This window comes from Alteromonas ulvae (genome assembly GCF_048987005.1).
In the GTDB taxonomy this organism is placed as follows: Bacteria; Pseudomonadota; Gammaproteobacteria; order Enterobacterales; family Alteromonadaceae; genus Alteromonas.
This window is the reverse complement of sequence record NZ_CP185261.1, coordinates 378,451-399,897: the sequence shown is the minus strand read 5'-3', so window position 1 is coordinate 399,897 and position 21,447 is coordinate 378,451. Positions and strand designations below refer to the sequence as shown.

Genomic DNA, 21,447 nt, shown 5'->3' with positions numbered 1-21,447 from the left:
GTCGCTTTATGTTTTAGAACGATTCCCATTCATCGCTGCTGGGTACCTTGGGTTGCAGCGCTCTGTGATTATTCAGCGAGGAAACCGGTGCAACTCTGTGAGAGTGGTGAGCGATTCTTGGTGTATGCACAGCCTCTTGCTGTGTCTTGTGGGATTCACCGATTTTGAACGTAGATACCCGCTCTGATAATCCACTTGCCTGCTGTTGCAAGCTTTCAGCCGCAGCAGCAGCCTCCTCCACTAACGCAGCGTTTTGCTGTGTCATTTCATCCATTTGTACTACCGCTTTACTCACCTCTTCGATACCAGATGCTTGTTCTGAACTTGCAGCAGCAATTTCAGACATAATATCGTTAACACGTTTAATTGAGGTGACGACTTCTTCCATTGTGTCGCCAGATTGATTGACTAATTTGTTACCCCCTTCAATTTTGATTACTGAGCCCGAAATAAGCTCCTTTATTTCTTTGGCGGCTTCTGCGGAACGTTGAGCTAAGCTTCTTACCTCGGAGGCGACTACTGCGAAACCTCGCCCTTGCTCTCCCGCTCTCGCGGCCTCAACCGCAGCATTAAGCGCAAGTATGTTAGTTTGAAACGCTATACCATCGATAACACCTATGATGTCTGAAATTTCTTGAGCAGATGCATTAATAGATGACATGGTCTCAACTACCTGACGGATAAGGTCGCCTCCTTTAGTTGCAATTTCACAACTTTGCGACGCGAGCGCATTCGCTTGCTCAGCATTCTCTGCATTAAGCTTAACGGTGCCTGTGAGCTCTTCCATGCTAGAAGCGGTTTCTTCAAGGCTCGATGCTTGCTGTTCAGTTCTGCTGGACAAATCAGAGTTGCCAGTGGCAATTTCAGAGGATGCTGTGGTTATTGTTTCTACCGCCTCGTAGATAGAACCGATAGTGCGTGACATTTCATTAACGAATTGATTAATTGCATCACCTAAAACTTGAAATTCACCTTCAAATTCGTCATCGATCACAGCGGTAAGGTCGCCGTTAGACAGCCTGCTCATCACATCGTTGATCGTGCCTATAATACGGCGCATATCACCGATAAAACGGTTAATCGAGTTTCCTAAGTCTTGGAATTCATCATCAAATTCATGTTCAATTTTGCAATCTAAATTCCCTTTTGCCAATTCGTTCATTGCATGTCTGATATCGCCAATAGCTTGCTTGCGCCCCGTAATATCTATCGCAAATTTCACCACTTTATATGGGCGACCATTTTGATCAATTATTGGGTTGTAAGATGCTTGGATCCAAACTGGTTTACCTTCTTTCCCCACTCGCTCAAACTCGTCGTCAAACATGGAACCCTGACGCAACTGCTCCCAGAACTGTGCGTACTCGGCAGAACGTTTATAGTCATCTTTAACGAACATACTGTGATGCTTACCCTGCACCTCTTCTAACTTGTATCCTAACGTGTTTAAAAAGTTTTCATTGGCAGTCAATATATAACCGTCTAAGTCAAACTCTATTACTGCTTGGGCTTTATTTATCGCTTTAATTTGGCCTTCGTAATTAGAACTTTTGAGTTTGGATGCGGTAATGTCAGTAGCAAATTTTACTACCCGAATGACGTTTCCATCATCGTCAAATACTGGGTTGTACGAAGCTTGTATCCACACTTCACGGCCCATTTTATTAAAACGACAAAACTCACCACTATGCAGTTTCCCGGTATTCAGAGAGCGCCAAAACTCCGTGTACTCCTCTGAGCGAACGTACTCACTATCGCAAAACATTTTGTGGTGATTGCCCACTATCTCATTGAGCGAGTAGCCTAGTGTATTGAGAAAATTGTCATTCGCGTTTTGAATGATGCCATCGGGTGTAAACTCAATAACCGCTTGCGCTTTGTCCAAAGCGTTTAGCATGGTGCTTTTGATGAGAACTTCAGATTGGTCAATCCATTCAACCATGGTACCTATGTTGTTTTGCTCTTGGTCAAACATAGGAGTGAGCGTAAGCTTAAAGTTTACATCACCAACCTTGATACTTGACGTCATTGTCGACTTAAGCTCGGCCAGCATATTCCGCTGATGAGATGGTTTTTTGTGAAACTGGTCAATATTCTGACCTTCTAGATGGTCTGCGGAAAAACTGGGAAATAACGCTTGCAGTTTTTTCTCATTTGCTTTCAACAAATCTTTTACTGATTTGTTTGCAAAGATAATATTACGTTCAGCATCTGCCATCATGATGCAACACGTTGTTGCATCAAGAGCCTGCTTATTTCTTAGTGCCTGATTGGCATCCGTTGTCTTAGTGAAGTCCTCTAACCACGTCATGATACCCATTTTATTCTTCCTCTACCGATGCTGTTTTTGTTTCGACTAAACCCAATTCGTTACTAGTAATAAGGCTTTCAATATTGACTAAAATCACCATGTTTTCATCAATATCAGCTAATCCATGTAAGTATTTACTATCAAAAGAAACACCAAATTCCGGCGGAGGAAGTATCTCGCCTTCAGAGAGCCTTATTACATCTGAGACACCATCTACTACTATTCCCACAATCCGCTCATGTACGTTCAACATAATGACAATAGTAAATTGGTTATAAGTCGCTTCACCCACGTTAAATTTCAAACGTAAATCTACTATCGGCACTATATCGCCACGCAGATTGATCACGCCTTTGATAAAAGAAGGTGCGTTAGCAATTTTTGTTACTTGCTCATAACCGCGTATTTCTTTCACTGTTGTAATGTCCAGTGCGTAATGCTCTTCGCCTAATATGAAGCTTAAAAACTCGCTTTCTTTAGACGCACTCACTGCCTGCTGAAGTACTGCTTCACTCATACTGTTACCTCGCTATTTGATACAGTGGCACAATTGACGGCCACGGAATCGGCATCGATAATCATGGCAACTTTGCCGTCGCCCATAATGGTTGCGCCGGCAATACCTGCGACTTTTTTGTAATGCTGTTCTAAGCTTTTGATTACTACCTGTTGCTGTCCGACAAGTGAGTCAACAAGAACGCCATAGCGTTTTTTACTGCTCTCAAGTAGCACTACAATGCCCTTGGTAGGCTCAGTAACGCCATCGTCAACTTCCATTAATTGGGTAAGGGAAACTAAGGGCCAATAACGATCTCGTATCCACAGCACTTGCTCATTGCCAAGTGTTTTCAGTTGCGATGATGTAGGTTGAAATGACTCAATGACGTTTAGAAGTGGTATGACAAATATTTGCTGACCTACTGACACACACATTCCATCTACGATGGCTAGCGTTAGCGGCAAATGGATGTAAAAAGCTGAGCCCTCTCCCTTCGATGATTCTATTTCTATGCGACCACCGATGGACTCAATGTTGCGGCGTACCACGTCCATACCTACACCGCGACCAGACACGTCAGTGACTTTCTCAGCTGTGGAAAAGCCAGCCTGAAAAATAAGTTGCCATATTTCACTATCGGGCATGTCGGGTGATACAGGTAGTCCATTTTGTGCTGCTTTTTCTATTATACGCTCCCTATCTAAGCCAGCACCGTCGTCAATGATACCTATGATGATGCTACTGCCTTTTTGCTCTGCACTAAGGATTACAGTACCTTTTTCAGATTTACCGCTAGCAATGCGCTTTTCAGGTGTTTCTATTCCATGGTCGATACTATTTCGAACTAAATGGGTGAGCGGGTCGACTAGCTTTTCAATTAGGCTTTTATCAATTTCGGTATTACCGCCTTGGATCACTAAATCTACTTTTTTACCTAGCTTGGTTGATAAATCTCTTACTACTCTTGGAAAACGATTAAACGTTATGTTTATTGGTAACATCCGCATAGACATCACCGATTCTTGAATTTCTCGCGTATTACGTTGGAGTTCGTCTATCGCTAACTGCAGCCTTTCGCCTATCTGGCCTTCTACTTCTTGCCCCACATTTGACAGCATTGATTGAGTAATAACTAACTCACCAACCAAGTTGACCATAGCGTCAATTTTCGTAGTATCTACTCGTATCGACGCTGCCTCTTTTGTAGCAACCTTTGGTTTTACGGGTTTAACAATAGGTTGCGAAGGTGTTTTCGCCGCTGCGCTTTTTACAGGAGCAGCAACTAGGAGGCTCTCTGGCTCAAAAAAACCAAATCCTTCATCAACGACTTCGTTTTTTTCAACCGGCTCTGGTTCACTAATCTCTTTATCCGAAATCTCCAACTGCCCTTCGGCTTCACTAGGTTCATCATCAAAAAAACCAAAACCAGCTATTTCAGCATCTATATCTAAGTCACCCTCAGACACTTTATTAATAGCACCGTATTCGTCGTCATCATCAAAGAAGCCAAATCCATCAATATCGTCAGTATCAGTGTCATTGGTGCATTCGGGAACGTCACTATTGTCAGATACACTGCTTTGTGATGCCTGTGCCAATGTGTCTTCTAGCACTTTGATGCTTGCATCTATCTGCGCTTGCGGGAGATCAGTCTTTTCTTTGTAAGCCGATAAGGTGTCTTTCAAAACGTCCAGCGTTTGTAAAAATACATCTACTATGTCAGTGGTAACGTGGATTTCCTGATTTCTCGCTTTATCTAATAGATTCTCCATCACATGAGTGAGATTCATTAAGGCATCGAAATTAAAAATACCACTGCCACCTTTAATAGAGTGGGCCGCTCTAAATATACTGTTAAGCTGCTCTTGATCAGGACAGTCTACGTCAAGCGTCATTAACAACTGCTCCATGTCTTGAAGATGTTCATCACTTTCTTCAAAAAAAACGCCATGAAACTGGGTTACATCTATTGTCATGAGAGATTGCTCCTAACGACGTTGAAAAGAAAAATATCGCTTAACCAAGAACTCGTTTCATCACATCAAGTAGTTTGTTTGGATCAAACGGCTTCACCATCCACCCTGTTGCACCAGCAGCTTTTCCTTTTGCTTTCATTTCATCGCCCGCCTCAGTAGTGAGCATGACAATGGGAGTAGACCTGAAATTAGCTAATCCTCTCAGCGACTTCACCAAAGACAAACCATCCATCCGCGGCATATTTTGATCAGTTAGTACAAAATCAAAGCTAGCGCTTTTGCATTTATCCAAAGCATCTTGTCCATCTTGGGCAGTGGTGACTTGATAATTTGCAGTCTTAAGCGTCATTTCAACCATTTGGCGGATTGAAACAGAATCATCGACAACCAATATATTTTTACTCATTGTGTATTCACCTATGCACTGTTTTTCATTGATTAGGCATGTTGAGAATGCCGCTATTACCTGTAAAAAAACCTCATCGCGATAGAACGCTTAAATGGGTTTCCTGTTTTTAAAAAAGCTCGATATCGCCTGCATCTATGGAAGTGGCTGATACGGGGTTGTGATCAGCCTGCCCCCTCTGCGCCAGAGAGTCTTTGTAGTTGATTAATCTATTTCGAACCTCATCGACGTTGTCAGAAGACAGTAAATCGAGCTGTTCAGTGACAAAACTGATAATTTCTTGCGTATAAATTAAATTCTGGCTATTGATATCACCAAACTGCATACCACGAATAGCGCTGTTGGTTGCATCGGCCAGCTTCTGCCTGATTATTTCTAGTCCATCGGCATTTTGAATATCAGATTCTGCCTTTCGAATGATTCCGCTTAGCGCTAAACTTATGCCTTCTTTAGCTTTAACAACGTGGGAAATATCTTGTGAAGCGACGAACTCGGCTGTCTCGGTGAGCTGGTCGATCAATGATTTAATATTCTCTATTTGCTTTTTAATCACGTCGCTAAACTGGGTAGAGCGAGTTGAAAGCGCTCTTACCTCGTCAGCTACTACCGCAAAACCCCGACCAGCTTCTCCCGCACGAGCGGCTTCAATCGCGGCATTTAGCGCAAGAAGGTTAGTCTGTGCAGCAATGCCATCAATCCCCCCTAAGGCGTCAATTACAGTGGGCATCGCTTGTTGGATAGTTTGAACTTGGCTTTCAAGTGACTTAGTAGACTGAGTCATGGCTTCTGTAGATTCTATGAAGCTAGTCAACGTGTTATCTGTATCACTGGCAAATGAACGCATTTTCTCTGCATAGGGAAGATCGCTACTGTCATCATCTTTTAACAATTTGTGAATACTGGATTCTTGTTGCGAGAGCAGTGAATGAAGGCTCAGAAACGCATTACTCAAGGTGGTTACCGCATCATTCTGCGTTGTGAGAATGTCAGTAATATTGGAAGAAGTTACCGATAAAGTGTCTTTTACATCGTGAAGCGTATCTTGTAATTGAAAGCTACTTTTTCCATAGCGCTTCGCTTCGAGTTTATCCGTAATTGCACTATCGCTGTTTTTGCCTACTGAGCTACCTGCGCTCCCATTTTTTTTATTCACTACGGCAATTTGTTGAAGAACCATTAAAAGGTAAAAAACACAGCATGAACTCAATGCTAGACCAAAATACTTTATATCCGAGAACTCAAGGCCCCAACTCGCGAGCATAAACAAAAACGATGTTACAAAGGCGGTACTCTTTTTTGACATCATTGAGTCAAAAAAACCATAAGCGATAGCAGCCACATCAATACTCCACTACTCACCATTTCAGGTGACTTGGTTAAATAACAACCTGATTATGGGATAAAGTACAATTTTCACCATTATACTTTAGGTCACATTTGCGTAATTTAGCTATTTAATGTAAATGACGACATTAGCGACACAATTAGGTGTGTTTGTCACCGATTACCTTAAGAACAAATTTTAAAGACACGAGAGATTGGGTAACAAAAAGGTGGTCGGCAATAGGAAGGTGATATTGGGTAATACTAAGAGATGATAAACCTTTCCCTAACGGGCGTGGTAATGGTTAGTGCAACATCTCGAACAAGTCAGCACTTTCATTAAATTGATTTAGCTGATCAAGCTAACGAAAAGACGGCCTGTTAAAGGCTTCTTGAATAATGGTGCCTCGACCCGGGATTGCAACGCGCGGAGCATCCGCAGGGATACGCCAGCGTGTTCCTGAGTTGTACTAACACGAGAATCAAAAAAGCCCTCGCATTTCTGCAAGGGCTTCTAAGAATGGTGCCTCGACCCGGGATCGAACCAGGGACACGCGGATTTTCAATCCGCTGCTCTACCAACTGAGCTATCGAGGCGATACTCGTTTGCGCTACAGACGTTTCCGGCCTGTGCTGCTATGGGTGCGTATTAAACGGATTTCGGCGAAACAAGTCAACCATTTTACCCGCTTTTTTTTCACTTTTGTAACTGTTTGCACATTGTTTACACAAAATCTCGCATTTTGGTTATTTTTCCGGCGGAACATAACCTTCAATTGTCGGTTCAACCCCGTCAAACAAGTATGCCGACATTCTTTCTTCTAAAAACGCTCTGGCTTCTGGCTCCATCATATTCAGCTTATTTTCATTAATTAGCATAGTCTGCTTTTTCTGCCAGTTAGCCCAGGCTTCTTTCGATATGTTATCGAATATCCGCTTACCTAGTTCTCCTGGGTAAAGTTGAAAATCTAAGCCGTCAGCGTCTTTTTGCAAATTATGACAAAAAACCGTTCTACCCATCTTGCACCTCTATTGTCTTGTCTTATAAACACCAATCGCAACAGTGTACGCGACTTATTTTGCCAGTGTTTTGATTATCTTTATTGTTGGGGCAGCTAAACCCACTTCAATAGGCTCATCAAGTAAGAACCATCTCGACTCATTTTCTGCCACCCGCTTTTGTGGCGTTGAGTTTACCACGGCAATAAGCGGGGTTATATCTAAATGAAAGTGGCTAAACGTGTGTCTGAATTCATCAAGCTGCTGTATTTCCTCTACTTCAATTCCCCTCTGAGCAAGTAGCGCTATTCCCTCTTCAGCAGATTGCGCTTCTAAAAACCCATATAAGCCTCCCCAGATGCCACTTTGAGGACGTTGCTCTAGAAACACTTGCTGCCCAAACATTGGGATGAGCATGAAGGTTTGTCTGACCGGCGTGACTTTTTTAGGTTTCTTACTCGGATAGTCAGTTTGCTTACCTTGAGCAAAAGCAACGCAATCACACTGTAAAGGGCACTCATCACACTTTGGCTTGCTGCGGGTGCACACCATGGCACCTAAGTCCATCATCACCTGAGTGTAGTTCGCACAGCGATTTTGCGGTGTATTTTTCTCAGCCACGTCCCACAGGGCATTCTCTACGGCTTTTTGCCCGGGCCATCCTTCAATAGCATAATAACGCGCAAGCACACGCTTTACGTTGCCATCTAAGATGGGGTAACGCTCGTCTCTTGATAGCGAAAGTATGGCCCCCGCAGTAGAACGACCTATACCGGGAAGCGACACCACTTCGTCAAGTGTTCGAGGAAAAACACCTTCGTAATCTTCAACCAGCGTTTTAGCCGCTTTATGCAGGTTTCTAGCACGAGCGTAGTAACCAAGCCCCGTCCAATGATGCAACACGTCATCTTGCGATGCATTGGCAAGCTCGAATACGCTTGGGTACGACGCCATAAACCGATTGAAGTACGGGATGACGGTGGTAACCTGCGTTTGCTGAAGCATGATTTCAGATACCCACACCTTATAGGGCGTAACATCTTGCTGCCACGGCAAATGCTTTCTACCATGCTTATCGAACCATGCTAAAACCCGCTGTGCAAAACTGTTGTTGTACTTTGTTTTTGTCATATTATTTTAAAACTTACGCCTGTTCTTTTTGTTTTAGCCATTTGCTAAAACACCTTCATTTACGGCTTTGAATAAACATTCTATCCATTAGGCGCTATGGTAGCATGTACTCTGTTTTCCGTTTTTATTTAAGGTATCAAGTGTCTTCACAAGCCCCCGTATTATTTTTCCCCGGAACTCTTTGTGACGAACGCATCTTTATGCCCCTCTGGCGGCAGCTTTCTATAGCCCAACGTCGCTTTGTTCCCCTGCAGTGGGCGACCTCGAAAGAGGACATGCTTGCACTAAGTGAAGACCGAATACTTGCTAATGAAAAAGTCCACCTTGTCGGCTATTCCATGGGTGGCTACATCGCCTCGCTTATCGCTGCCCGCAATAAGAGTAATATCGCATCTGTCACTCTGATTGCATACGATCCTGCTGGTTTACCGGCAAATGAAATAAGCCAGCGGGACGCCATGGTCAAAAGCCTTAAAAAAGGGCAATTTAAGCCCGACAACCACAATTATCTTGCTCGCTTTATTCACCCTTCCCGCTTAGCAGACACAAACGTGACTGAAGTCGTTACATCAATGGCTAAAGATTTAGGGAAAAGCACGTTGTTAGCGCATACACTTGCCACTACGCCAAGAGAGAATACACTTAAATTACTTGAAAAGATTAATGCGCCAGTAACACTTGTAGGCGCAATTGATGACACTATTGCAAACATAGAGTCGCTTAGGTACGCAGCGAAGTTGCTACCTAATGCATATCTGCATGAATTTGAAAACACGGGGCACATGATCCCACTTGAACAAACCAGCCAGTTAGCGACTATTGTTGGCAAGTGCATTGGCGTACAAAAATAACACAGAATGTGTATTCTAGCGTTGCATATAAGGTGGGTAAGTGGATAATGCGCCAGCATAAAATTGGGTATGAAAGGCATTGCAAATGAGGCAATTCAAAAGTCAGGCAGAAGCAGAAGCTGCCGGTGTATATATCAGTAAAGTAAAAAGCTACGTTAAGCGCGAAGGTCGGCTTACAAAAGGGCAAGAAAAAGCGCTTGAAGAATACTGGCCTACCATGGGAATAGACTATTGCAATACGCCCATTTCCTTGCCAGCGCTTTTTGGCCGAGAGGCACCTGTTGTGGTTGAAATAGGTTTCGGCATGGGCAAGTCGCTTGTTGAGATGGCTGCGGCTTCACCAGAGAGAGACTTTATCGGTATAGAGGTTCACCGACCTGGCGTAGGCGCATGCTTAGGAGATGCAGGTGAACTAGGACTAACCAATCTTCGCGTAATGGAACACGATGCGGTTGAAGTGCTGAAAAACATGCTGCCAGAGGCAAGCTTATCGCGCTTACAACTATTTTTCCCTGACCCGTGGCATAAAAAGCGCCACCACAAACGCCGTATTGTACAAGCAGAATTTTTAGAATTAATACGAGCCAAGTTAGCGATAGGTGGACACCTGCATATGGCAACAGATTGGGAACCTTATGCGCAGCATATGGCTGAAGTTGCCAATGCTAACAAAGGCTATACCAATACGGCACCTGAAGGCGATTACGTGCCTCGCCCTGACTACCGCCCCATCACTAAATTTGAAACCCGTGGCCAAAAATTAGGACACGGTGTTTGGGATCTTATTTATAAGCGAACTGTGTAATGATTTTATCTCCCCAAAGCCAACTTCTTGAGCGAAACATCTCTTTATTTGAAGAAGGGAAATGGGCGTTTGTAAATCCTTCAGATGCCTACTTCTTAGATGGTTTAAAGACATCGGAAATTACGGTTATTCATCAATATTTCGATATTTTTTCAGAAAGCGTAAGGATAATACCTTCTGTAACTCTGGACAGCCGGGATATCGATAAATCAGGCTTTGAAGTAACCCAAAAGGTGGGGAACCATACGCATGTTTTTGCACCTTTCGTTACCACCGAAAATGCCTTTACCGACGTTATGATATTTCTACCAAAAGCAAAAAACCATTTCCAAATGTTACTGCGTATGGCCGCAGGCATGTTGAGTGAGCACGGGCGAATTCATGTTGTTGGAGAAAATAAAGGCGGAATAAAGAGTGCCGCGAAACTCATGCAGCAATATGGATCTCCCCAAAAAATCGACTCTGCTCGACACTGCAGTTTAGTCACGGTAGCAGTTGAGCAAGCCTATAGTACTTTTGAGCCTCATGCTTGGATAGACGTAAGTCTTTATGAAGTGGATGATACCACCTGGAATGTAGCGTCAATGCCTGGCGTCTTTAGCCATAAAGAACTTGACGCTGGCACGTTGCTGCTGCTTCAAAAGCACTCTACGTCTATGAGAGGAAACGTCCTAGACTTTGCCTGCGGTGCAGGTGTTATTGCTAGTTACCTTATGCTGAAATATCCTCACTTAACATTTTTCTTATCTGACGTAAGCGCTCTGGCACTATACTGTAGCGCATTAACTCTTGCCGAAAATGAATTAAGCGCTACTATTTTAGCAGCCGACGGCTTACATGGTGTGTCGCAAAAGGTGCAGCATATTATTACAAACCCGCCGTTCCATACTGGAATAAAGACAGATTACACCATCACAAAGCGTTTTATTTCTGATGCAAAAAAACAACTTACTCCCAAAGGGACGTTGCAGATGGTTGCTAACCGTTTTCTACCCTACCCTGGTTTATTGGCAGAGGAGTTTTCAACGGTTTACACTAAAGCGCAAACATCGCAGTTTTCAATTTACGATGCGTCGCTTTAAGCACTAAATTGAAGATCGTGAAGTAAAAGGAGGTAAAATAAAAAACGGATAAGATAAGCTTTGCATCCTAGTTAAACAATTTATATCGTACTGTTAGCTTGTTAGTTAAACGAAGCGATGTATATTTGCTTATACGTAACCGTTGACACTTTAGTGGTGATTTAAAAAGGGATAACCCGTGGACATTGTATTTGCTATCTCGGAAGTAGAAGAATTCGTAAAAACGGGCGGCCTCGCTGACGTAGGTAAAGCACTCCCCTTGGCATTGCAAGCGCTGAATGAAACCATTTATATTGTTATGCCTTATTATAAGACGCTTAAAGAACAATTAGATTTACCTGAAAATGAGGAAGTACACACTCTTTTCACCGAAGGTAAAGTGTACCATTTTAAGTTGAAGCATCTTCAGTGGAACGGCATACCGATTTACTTTATCGACGCCCCAGACTTTTTCATGCGCGACGGTCTTTATTCTGACGCATACGACGCCTTCAGCGACAATGGTGAGCGATTCAGTTTTTTCAGCGGCGCGGTGCTGCATGCGCTAAAAGTCCTTTCGCTTAAGCCCCAAGTTATTCATTGCCATGACTGGCACACGGCAATGCTTCCGTTTTTACTGTCAAATGAAAAAACTGACTATTTCAGTAACACAAAAACTGTTTTTACTATTCATAATGCTGCGTTTCAGGGCGTGCATAAGCTAGATGCTATCCCATTTTTACGTCATCATCCTGATATTGGTAATCAGGTTCATGGCGGATACATCAATATGCTTCAGAGCGGGATTGAATTTGCAACAAAGGTAACTACTGTAAGTCCTAACTATGCTACCGAGCTACTCACTGACTTAGGCAGTCACGGACTCCATGAGCGATTGGTTAAGCGCAAAAATGATTTAAGCGGTATATTAAATGGGTGTGACTACACCCAATGGAACCCCGAGACAGATACATTTCTTCCAGAAAACTATACGGTTGATAAATTACACGCTAAACAAACCTGTAAAAAAGTGCTTCAACAAAAATCTGATTTACCAGAGAATGTCGACGTTCCTCTTATTGGCATGGTGTGTCGACTCACTGAACAAAAAGGCTTCAGTTATATACTCCCTATTCTCGACGACCTGGTTGCGCACAACATTCAAATGGTCATTGTAGGCACGGGCGATCCAAAGGTGTGTATGGACTTGGGCGAGTTTGCCCAGCAGCATCCTACTCAGTTTGCGTTTATCAATGGTTTCAGTTCAGAGCATGCTCATTTGGTTGAAGCTGGTGCAGACTTCTTTTTAATGCCGTCTCAATTTGAGCCTTGCGGCTTAAATCAGATGTACAGCCTTGCGTACGGCACTATACCCATTGTGCGCTCAGTAGGTGGGTTGAAAGACACTGTTGTAGATACTGGCGACAACAGCCTACGCACTGGCTTCGTGTTTGATGAACCATCGCCTGCCGCGTTGCTTTCTTGCATTCGCAGAGCATTACTGGCTTTCTATGAAGATAAGGACGCTTTTAGGGCTATGCAGATTCGAGGAATGAAAACGCGATTTACGTGGCACACTGCGGCGCAAAACTACCAAAAACTATACCGGAGTATGTGGAATTAGTACGCTGAGTAACACATAGACTATTGTGTGTACTTACCTTTCTTTTTGCCAACATATGCGCCAATATTAAAACGGCATAGCAAGTGGGTTGAAAATAAACGGACATGGCAGACAAAGCGAGCAAGCTTTCTATACGCAACGTATTTTTGTGGACTGTGATGTCTGTCGTCACTGTATCGCTTGCTATACTTTCTTGTTTGTCTTTGTACATACAAATAGATAATTATCGGAGTGAACTTAACAACAACGCCTTGATGCTGTCTGATTTTGTCGCCCGAGCTTCAGCCCAATACATCTTCAATAATAAAGACGAAGGCATAGCAACAGAGTTAGGCCACCTCGTCGCAGCCCCCCATGTACTTAACGCTCATGTTTATCGAAAAAAGAACCGTCAGCAGGCTGATGTAGAGGTACCGCAAATATTTGCCTCGTACAATAAAGTGGGTCAACTCATGACCGGAGGTAAAGAAGCCCAATTGGAGGCACTGCTGGTAAAACCTACCATTGCCGATACCGGAGATTATCTGGAAGTAAGTGCAAAGTCGTTTGATGCAGAAACCGGAATACACTTGGGCTGGGTATATCTGAGACTTTCTACAAGTGAGTTTAATAACCTTACACAACGGGCCCTATTTATCCATCTTGCAGCGATTGTCACACTGCTGATCATTGCTTTTTACACCGCATTTAAAATGCAACTAGGCATTTCGAGTCCAATTCGGTCATTAACTTACTTTCTTCAGCAAACTTCACGGCACCGAGATTATTCATCTCGCGCGAAGGGCTCAAACATACAAGAGTTAGACACGTTAGCTGATGCGATTAACGTTATGCTTTATCGAATGCAAGAGTACATGCAAATGCAACAACAAGCTGAAGAGCGCCATCGCAAGCTCAATTCAAGTTTAGAAGAAATGGTTAATGAGCGAACAACAGCGCTTAAAGACGCCAATCGCGAGCTCATACAAACGTTAGAAAAGCTGCATCAGTTTCAAAGACAAATAGTACAGAATGAAAAAATGGCGTCGCTCGGCGATATGGTAGCAGGTGTTGCACACGAGGTTAACACACCAATTGGTTTAGGGGTGACTGCGTCAACCATGATGTTAGACCGATTAGCTGTTATTCAGCAAGGCTTCGAAGACAAGACGTTGAAAGCCAGCGCAATGAAACGCTTTATTGATGAAAGCAATGAGAACTTGAATATCATTTATCGCAATTTAAACCGCGCTGCTGAGCTCATATCCAGCTTTAAACAGGTAGCGGTAGATCAATCTTCAGAAAATAGCCGAAGTTTTTGCGTTGAACAGCTAGTTAATGAGATACTATTATCGTTACAGCCTAGGCTCAAAAAATTAAAACACAACATCAACGTGAAATGCGACCCTACCTTAAGCGTTGAAACCAAGGCTGGCCCAATTAATCAAATATTGATTAATCTAATAATGAATTCCGTTATCCATGGATTCGAATTCATGGAAACAGGCACAATAAATATTTGTGCTGAATTAGTTAGTAACGACAAATTAAAATTAGTGTATTCCGATGATGGAAAAGGCATACCGCCTGAAATCCGTAAGCGTATCTTCGATCCCTTCGTAACAACGAAGCGTGGACAAGGTGGCTCGGGTCTAGGAATGCATCTCGTTTACAACTTAGTGACACAAGCACTGCTTGGCTCTATTACTTTAACGAGCGAAGAAGGTGACGGAGTGGAATTTGTTATTATATTCCCCGTTTCTAATGCAAAGAATGTGTAGTCACTGTATAAAGTATGAACTTTTGTTGAAATTTGTTGGCTAACCCCAAAATCCTAACAGTAGCAATATTCATAAGTTACTTGCAAATAAGTGTATGAATATTAAACTTTAACCAGTTAGTTGCTTAAACCATATTTTTGAAAGAGTGTAAAACACCATGCAAACGCCAAATGTGTTAATTGTTGAAGATGAAGTGGTAACCCGCACCACGCTAAAAAGTTTATTTGAAGCGGAAGGGTACAATGTATTTGAAGCTGAAAACGGCAACCAAATGCATGATTTCTTCGAGAACCACGCAATCAATTTGGTCATTATGGATATCAACCTACCAGGTAAAAATGGCCTTATATTAGCGCGTGAAGTGCGCGACCGTAAAAATGTAGGGTTAATTTTCCTTACAGGTCGAGACAACGATGTAGATCGTATTCTCGGGTTAGAAATTGGTGCAGATGATTATCTCACTAAGCCATTTAACCCAAGAGAGCTAACCATAAGAGCGCGTAATTTGTTGTCTAGAACAACAAACTCTGCTGAAGATGATGACCTACCAAGCCGCGTTAACTTCAATGGTTGGGTATTAGACGGCGACAGCCGCTCGCTTATTTCGCCTACCAGTAAAGAGTTCCGTCTTCCTCGCAGTGAGTTCCGTGCGCTGCATTTATTCCTAAGCAATCCTGGAAAAATCCTTACTCGCGAGCAGCTTATAATGGAAATGACCGGTCGCGAATTACGCCCTAATGACCGCACAGTAGATGTGACTATTAGACGTATCCGCAAGCACTTCGAATCACATCCATCTGAAGAGGAACTCATTGTGACTATTCACGGAGAGGGTTATCGCTTTTGTGGGCAGGTAGATGGCTAATCGCCACTACACCTATAGGGCAATCAGAAATGTACGTTGTTACCAATCTGATTAACCAGAAAGCCGCTATCACATGTAGCGGCTTTCTACTTCTAGGCTCATCTTGGCGTTCGGTTGACTCATTAACTTTTATCTTCCCTAGCCTTTTGCCTTATGTTGCCTCTTATCTGCATAAATCGCTTTTCTTCCTGAATCTCTTGCCTCCGTCAGCCACTTATTGCCTCTGTTAATTGGCTGTTATCGTGACTGAATATGAATATCGCTTTTTCTCTAGCAGAAACTCTTTATGCGTACTTGGACTCCATGAATCGTCCCCGCCTACCCCCATATGAGCATGGTCGATATATACGAAAATACAGTCGTATGAACTAAGGTCGCAAGTATGCTTTGCAGTGTCTAATTGCAGCTGCCCATATTCACTTACAGAGAAATGAAAATCACCCGATACAGTGACATCACCAATCCGTAACATGGAGCAATGACTTCGCAAACCGTTATCAGTTGGAAAGATATAATCGGTGTGCATGTCTTTCATTGTGAGTTGATGCAGACCGAATCTCGCAGCGGCTTGCCTGTCTGGATAGTTTTCAAATGGTCCCAGCCCTTTCCATGTCACCTTTTCGGGCTCTTCGAATTCGCTTTCGCAAGTACTGCTTTCACCGTGGCTATCGTTATTATCCTCAACAAAAGACTGTCTTGGTACGGCAAACTGCACACCAATACGAGGAAGAGGTGGTAGGCTGTCTGATAAAACAACTTCAATGTCAATAGATAACGCAGCGTCAGAATTCAGAGTATACGCCCACTTTGTTGCAGCGGTGGTAACACCATCAAAATTATACTCAAAGAGCGATATAACACGCACATCGTTGGTGCCCTGCTGTATTTCTACCCCAGTGCACTTGCGTACCCACTCACCAATGCCAGCTCGCCGCCAACGAGATTCCCAAGCGTTGGGATCAGGGTTATCCACTTCGCTAACACCAATATCATTATCAAGAGGCGCTCGGAAAAAGTTATCTTCTAATGGTGCGCTCATTGTTTCGCTACCATTAACTAACCAAGAGGTAAGCAGACCGCTTTCACTATTAAAGCAAATGTCATTACTTCCAATGGTAATAGTTAACAAACTATCGCTTGTTGTTAGCTCCACTTCCAAGGATGCGTTGTGACTCTCTTGCATAGAAGTCAAGGTAAACGGTGTGATACCCGCCGTATTTTTGATGGGTAGCTGTTCGGTATCAAGCACATGACCGGCCTTCGCCCATTGACAATCCTCGGCGGTAACAACGTCTACATTTAAGTGGTATTTAACACCGGGCTTGTGCGCGATATTCGGCACAATTTCAAGGGTATCGGTCTGCTGAGGTTTTATCGTAAGACGTTGCTCACCAGACGCAATACATTCACCGTCTTCTAATATGCTCCATTGCAATAATTCGTTGTCCGTCGTTCTAAATACATAATCGCTAGAAATAGAAAGTGTATACACTTTTCCTTCACTACCGACTTTATCCGATAATTCAAAACTGAGGTGTTGTTGACAATATTTTGCTTCAAATAACGCTGGGTGAGGCGTTCTGTCAGGAAATAAGAGGCCATTAATACAAAACTGCCTGTCGTTGTACGTATCACCGAAATCGCCGCCATACGCCCAATAAGGCATACCACTGTCGGTATGTTTTTTTAGACCCTGGTCAACCCAGTCCCAAATAAAGCCCCCTTGCAAACGAGGATAGGCTTTAAATGCTTTCCAGTACTCATCAAAGCTTCCCAAGCTGTTTCCCATTGCATGGGCGTACTCACACAAAATAACCGGCCTTGTCTCGTTTGGCATAGACAGCCATTTTTTAATAGCCCACTTTGGCACTGCATCATCGAGAACATCAGTATCAACACGAGAATACATTGGGGCCACAATATCCGTTGCGGTGGTGTTTGCCCCTCCACCTTCATACTGAACAGGCCGAGATGGGTCAAAAGATTTCGCCCAACCGTACATGGCATCGTGCGTTGGACCGTGGCCACACTCGTTCCCCAGCGACCAAATAATAATAGAAGGGTGGTTTTTATCACGCTCCACCATTTGTGTGAAGCGGGCCATGTACGCGCCCGTCCACAATGGGTCGCGAGATAGGCGCCCCATGGGAAACATGCCGTGGGTTTCAATATTAGCTTCATCAACAACATATAAACCATATTGGTCACACAGTTCATACCATCGTGGATGATTAGGATAATGTGCGGTACGAACGGCATTAAAGTTATTTTGCTTAAGTAGCAAAATATCTTCAATCATATCGTGTTCGTTTATAGCATGGCCTTTCGTTTCATGATGCTCATGCCGGTTAACCCCTCGAATAAGTATGGGTTTTCCATTCACGCATAGCTGCCCAGCCTTCATTTCCACACTGCGAAACCCAACATGATACGCTTCTCTGTCTACCACCTGCCCACGTTCATCAATAAGCGACACCACAATCCGATATAAGTAAGGCGTTTCCGCGGTCCAGTGCTTGGGCTCTTTTACCTCTAAATTCTGGAACACCACATCATCCCACCCCCCTTTTTCGTCAATGCGCTTATTGTTCGTCGCTGCAACAACTCGCTCTGTAACGGCACGTGCGTTATCAAATAGCTGAATGCCAACCTGATAGTTTGCTGGTGCGTTAATTGACGTGCGAACAGACAGTGCACCATCGCGGTAACATGAATCTAGCGTGGGCGTAACAAACACATCTTGAATATGATGCTGAGGCTTTGTAACTAAATTAACATCTCGAAAGATACCGCTTAGCCACCACATGTCCTGATCTTCTAAATAGCTACCGTCTGACCACCTGATCACCATCACAGATAAACGGTTTTCGCCCACTACAAGCAATGCAGATAAATCAAATTCAGCAGGTAAGCGGCTGTCTTGTGAGTAGCCAACGTAATTGCCGTTACACCACAAATGAAATGCACTATTCACCCCCTCAAACACAATGTGATGGCGTTTTAAACGACTGCTTTCAGTAACGGTAAAGACAGTGCGGTAACATCCTGTAGGGTTATCCGTTGGCACAACAGGAGGATTGACGTCAAAGGGGTACTTCACATTGCAGTAAATAGGCTTATCGAAGCCTTCCATTTGCCAGTTTGAAGGCACAGTGATGGGTTGCCACTGTTTGGCCTCTTGCTCCGTAAGCGTTTGCGCGATTAACTCATCGCTGACTGCCTCAGGTGAAGGGTACAAACGAAACATCCACTTGCCGTTTAGGCTCACTTTGCTGGCATTGCAATTACGAACTGCATCGTCCTCAGTGACAAAGCCGTTGTGAGGCGCATGGGCACTGACTCGATTACGTTGATACACGAGGGGATTTTGCCAATCTTTCTGTGAAATAATCTGTTCGATATCAGCCATGCATGGCTCCTGTGTGAAAACCTATTTTATACATTTCAATATAGCGAAAATGCGCTGATTACTTTATGCTTAAACCTCTCTAACTTTTATCCAAAACTATCATTTGAGAAGCTACAATTTATAAAGCTAACATTTATAAATGTGGTAACTTACAGCGATACCGCTAGCCGCAGACCAACCCAAAAATAGTGCAGAACAAATGCAGTCATCGTTTTCAGATATCATTAACATAGGCCAACAATGCTTCGAGCGTTTTATTGATAGTAGTAATGCGCCTGAAATAACGAATTTAGACATAGAACTCGCGGGATGCTCTAACTTATCGGGGGAATACGTGGTTGGCAGGGTAACACCGCCCAATCATACGCTCTTTTACTCTCTCTCCGGCGAAGGGTGCTTTCGCACTCCACATGGTTCGTTTAGCTTATCTAGTGGTCAGCTTATCACGCTGCCTGCCTATCAAAGCTTTGAAGTGAGTATTACCAGTAAGAAATGGGATATTATTTGGCTAAACCTATCAGACACAGAACAGTGGAACGGACTTTCTAAGCACACCCCAACCATTGTTAACAATATAAACTTAGCGGCCTTACATCACGCTATGGAGTTATTGTATTTAGAGCAAAATAACAGGAACCGTGAATCTGCCATACAAATTATAGGCCGCCACTTGCGGCACGTGATAAGCCATAATGACCAAGAAAATACTGAAAATGAGAGTAATGACAGGCACGCCGTTAGGCTTCAGTCTTTATTTGCGGCGGTTGAGAATCAACTGCAATTTCAGTGGAGCGTTGAGAGCTTAAGTAAAAAAGCACATTACTCTGCGCCTCATTTGCATCGCTTGTGTCTTAAGTACTTTAAGAGAAGTCCCATGCAGCAGGTCATTTATTTGCGCATGCAGCGGGCGCGAAACCTGCTGTTAAAAACACAGTGGCCTATTTCATATATTGCCCATTATGTGGGCTATGCAAATGTGTTTACATTTTCTAAGCGATTTAAAAAGTCGGTGGGGAAACCGCCTCGCGAATTTCGCGAGGCTAGATGTGACTAGCTAATTCAGGCTAAAAAACAGGCTAGCACTTCAGACAAAAACTAGTTGCCAGCAATCTTCATTTGATTAACCAGCACCGAGCCGGTTTGAACACTGCCGCGTACGTCTTTGTCTTTACCAATGGCCACGATATTTTTGAACATGTCACGTAAATCGCCCGCAATGGTAATTTCATGAACTGGGTATTGGATAATACCATTTTCTACCCAAAAACCCGCAGCACCCCGTGAGTAATCACCGGTAACAATATTGACGCCTTGCCCCATAAGCTCTGTGACAAATAGCCCTGTGCCCATTTCTTTTAGCAAGTCGGCATCACTGTGCCCCGTATCACCAACAATCCAGTTGTGTATGCCGCCGGCATGACCATTAGACACGGTATTGAGTTTGCGCGCCGAATAGGTGGTATATAGGTATGTGGCTAAACGACCGCCATCAACAATGGTCATATCGCGGCACGATACACCTTCGTTATCAAAGCTTGAACTAGCTAGCCCTGACTTAATAAGCGGCTTCTCTTCAATATTCATCCACTCAGGAAATACCTGCTTGTCTAAACTGTCGAGTAAAAATGACGAGCGTCTGTACAGACTTCCCCCACTGATGGCGCCAACATAATGACCAAATAAGCTCGAGGCGAGATCTTTATGAAATAATACCGGCACGTTAGCCGTATTGATTTTGCGAGCACCTAAACGGTCCACAGTAGCCTTAGCAGCCTCTTGGCCTACAAAGGCTGCAGATTTAAGTAGCGGTGCTTGGCGGTCAACGGTATAGGCATAATCACGCTGCATTTCATTATTCTGAGAGCCAATCACCATACAGCTTAAACTGTAACGGCTGCTCGGATAGCCAGCATTTATACCGTGGGTGTTACCGTAAACGCGCATACCTAAGTTAGCGTTATACGACGCACCGTCTGAATTGGTAATGCGAGGGTCGTAACTCATCGCCGCCGCTTCAGTTTCAATAGTGGTCTTTATGGCTTTTTCTGTATCTAGCTCTTGAGGGTGATATAAGTCTAAATCTGGGAATTCAGTAGCGATAAGCTCTGCATCGGCAAGTCCGGTGCACGGATCTTCACTGGTATAGCGCGCAATATCCACCGCTTTTTCAACAGCCAACGTGAGCGCTGCTTTACTTAAATCAGCAGTAGACGCACTGCCTTTGCGCTTACCAACATAAACGCTAATACCTAGTCCGCCATCGTTGGTAAACTCAACGTTTTCAACTTCTTGCATACGCGAAGATACAGCAATACCCTGCACCTTAGACATGCTTGCTTCGGCTTGTGTTGCGCCTTTTGATAAGGCCATTTTCAGTACATCATCAACGATATTCTGAATTTCTGATAACTGTTGCTCAATTTGCAT

At 43.6% G+C, this 21,447-nt stretch carries 16 protein-coding genes and 1 tRNA gene; 7 read left to right on the top strand and 10 right to left on the bottom strand.

Annotated features, from left to right (window positions below):
- Positions 1-13 precede the first annotated feature (13 nt).
- The 8 genes from ACOJR9_RS01665 to mutY all read right to left on the bottom strand — a co-directional run bounded on the left by ACOJR9_RS01665 (position 14) and on the right by mutY (position 8,645).
- Positions 14-2,320 carry a methyl-accepting chemotaxis protein gene (locus ACOJR9_RS01665; RefSeq protein ID WP_420934704.1) on the bottom strand — a complete coding sequence of 769 codons (2,307 nt, stop codon included), beginning with the start codon at positions 2,318-2,320 and terminating at the stop codon, positions 14-16.
- A 1-nt stretch (position 2,321) separates the two neighbouring features.
- Complete coding sequence (locus tag ACOJR9_RS01660) at positions 2,322-2,828, bottom strand: chemotaxis protein CheW (protein ID WP_420934703.1); 507 nt, start codon at positions 2,826-2,828, stop codon at positions 2,322-2,324.
- Complete coding sequence (locus tag ACOJR9_RS01655) at positions 2,825-4,786, bottom strand: chemotaxis protein CheA (RefSeq protein ID WP_420934702.1); 1,962 nt, start codon at positions 4,784-4,786, stop codon at positions 2,825-2,827. Before ACOJR9_RS01655 ends, ACOJR9_RS01660 begins: the two co-directional genes overlap by 4 nt.
- Positions 4,787-4,826: 40 nt before the next feature.
- The gene (locus tag ACOJR9_RS01650; RefSeq protein ID WP_420934701.1) at positions 4,827-5,192 is read right to left on the bottom strand and encodes a response regulator; all 366 of its coding nucleotides are present in this window, start codon (positions 5,190-5,192) and stop codon (positions 4,827-4,829) included.
- Positions 5,193-5,301: 109 nt separating this feature from the next.
- Positions 5,302-6,531, bottom strand: coding sequence for a methyl-accepting chemotaxis protein (locus tag ACOJR9_RS01645; RefSeq protein ID WP_420934700.1), 1,230 nt, complete (start codon positions 6,529-6,531; stop codon positions 5,302-5,304).
- Between the two features lie 505 nt (positions 6,532-7,036).
- Positions 7,037-7,112 (bottom strand) — tRNA-Phe (locus tag ACOJR9_RS01640).
- Positions 7,113-7,262: 150 nt separating this feature from the next.
- Entirely contained in the window at positions 7,263-7,535 is a 273-nt protein-coding gene (locus ACOJR9_RS01635) for an oxidative damage protection protein (protein WP_420934699.1), read from the bottom strand.
- A 54-nt stretch (positions 7,536-7,589) separates the two neighbouring features.
- Positions 7,590-8,645: an A/G-specific adenine glycosylase gene (gene mutY / locus ACOJR9_RS01630; RefSeq protein ID WP_420934698.1), complete on the bottom strand. Its 1,056-nt coding sequence runs from the start codon at positions 8,643-8,645 to the stop codon at positions 7,590-7,592.
- 140 nt (positions 8,646-8,785) lie between these two features.
- Between mutY and ACOJR9_RS01625 the strand changes: the two genes are divergently transcribed.
- The 6 genes from ACOJR9_RS01625 to arcA all read left to right on the top strand — a co-directional run bounded on the left by ACOJR9_RS01625 (position 8,786) and on the right by arcA (position 15,611).
- Positions 8,786-9,496, top strand: coding sequence for an alpha/beta fold hydrolase (locus tag ACOJR9_RS01625; RefSeq protein WP_420934697.1), 711 nt, complete (start codon positions 8,786-8,788; stop codon positions 9,494-9,496).
- A gap of 85 nt (positions 9,497-9,581) precedes the next feature.
- Positions 9,582-10,301, top strand: a complete 720-nt coding sequence (trmB, locus tag ACOJR9_RS01620; RefSeq protein ID WP_420934696.1) for a tRNA (guanosine(46)-N7)-methyltransferase TrmB — start codon at positions 9,582-9,584, stop codon at positions 10,299-10,301.
- The gene (locus ACOJR9_RS01615; RefSeq protein ID WP_420934695.1) at positions 10,301-11,383 is read left to right on the top strand and encodes a methyltransferase; all 1,083 of its coding nucleotides are present in this window, start codon (positions 10,301-10,303) and stop codon (positions 11,381-11,383) included. The genes trmB and ACOJR9_RS01615 overlap by 1 nt, the downstream gene beginning before the upstream one ends.
- Before the next feature lie 178 nt (positions 11,384-11,561).
- Positions 11,562-12,986 (top strand): glycogen synthase GlgA, encoded by a 1,425-nt coding sequence (gene glgA, locus ACOJR9_RS01610; RefSeq protein WP_420934694.1) that lies wholly within the window; start codon positions 11,562-11,564, stop codon positions 12,984-12,986.
- Positions 12,987-13,090: 104 nt separating this feature from the next.
- The gene (locus ACOJR9_RS01605) at positions 13,091-14,746 is read left to right on the top strand and encodes a sensor histidine kinase (protein ID WP_420934693.1); all 1,656 of its coding nucleotides are present in this window, start codon (positions 13,091-13,093) and stop codon (positions 14,744-14,746) included.
- A gap of 157 nt (positions 14,747-14,903) precedes the next feature.
- Positions 14,904-15,611, top strand: a complete 708-nt coding sequence (gene arcA / locus ACOJR9_RS01600; RefSeq protein ID WP_420934692.1) for a two-component system response regulator ArcA — start codon at positions 14,904-14,906, stop codon at positions 15,609-15,611.
- 226 nt (positions 15,612-15,837) lie between these two features.
- Here arcA and ACOJR9_RS01595 read toward each other — a convergent pair whose 3' ends face one another.
- Entirely contained in the window at positions 15,838-19,020 is a 3,183-nt protein-coding gene (locus tag ACOJR9_RS01595; RefSeq protein WP_420934691.1) for a beta-galactosidase, read from the bottom strand.
- 199 nt (positions 19,021-19,219) lie between these two features.
- On the opposite strand from ACOJR9_RS01595, the gene ACOJR9_RS01590 reads away from it, so the two are divergent.
- Positions 19,220-20,074, top strand: coding sequence for a helix-turn-helix transcriptional regulator (locus ACOJR9_RS01590; RefSeq protein WP_420934690.1), 855 nt, complete (start codon positions 19,220-19,222; stop codon positions 20,072-20,074).
- Positions 20,075-20,115: 41 nt separating this feature from the next.
- On the opposite strand, the gene pmbA is transcribed toward ACOJR9_RS01590, so the two are convergent.
- The gene (gene pmbA, locus ACOJR9_RS01585) at positions 20,116-21,447 is read right to left on the bottom strand and encodes a metalloprotease PmbA (RefSeq protein ID WP_420934689.1); all 1,332 of its coding nucleotides are present in this window, start codon (positions 21,445-21,447) and stop codon (positions 20,116-20,118) included.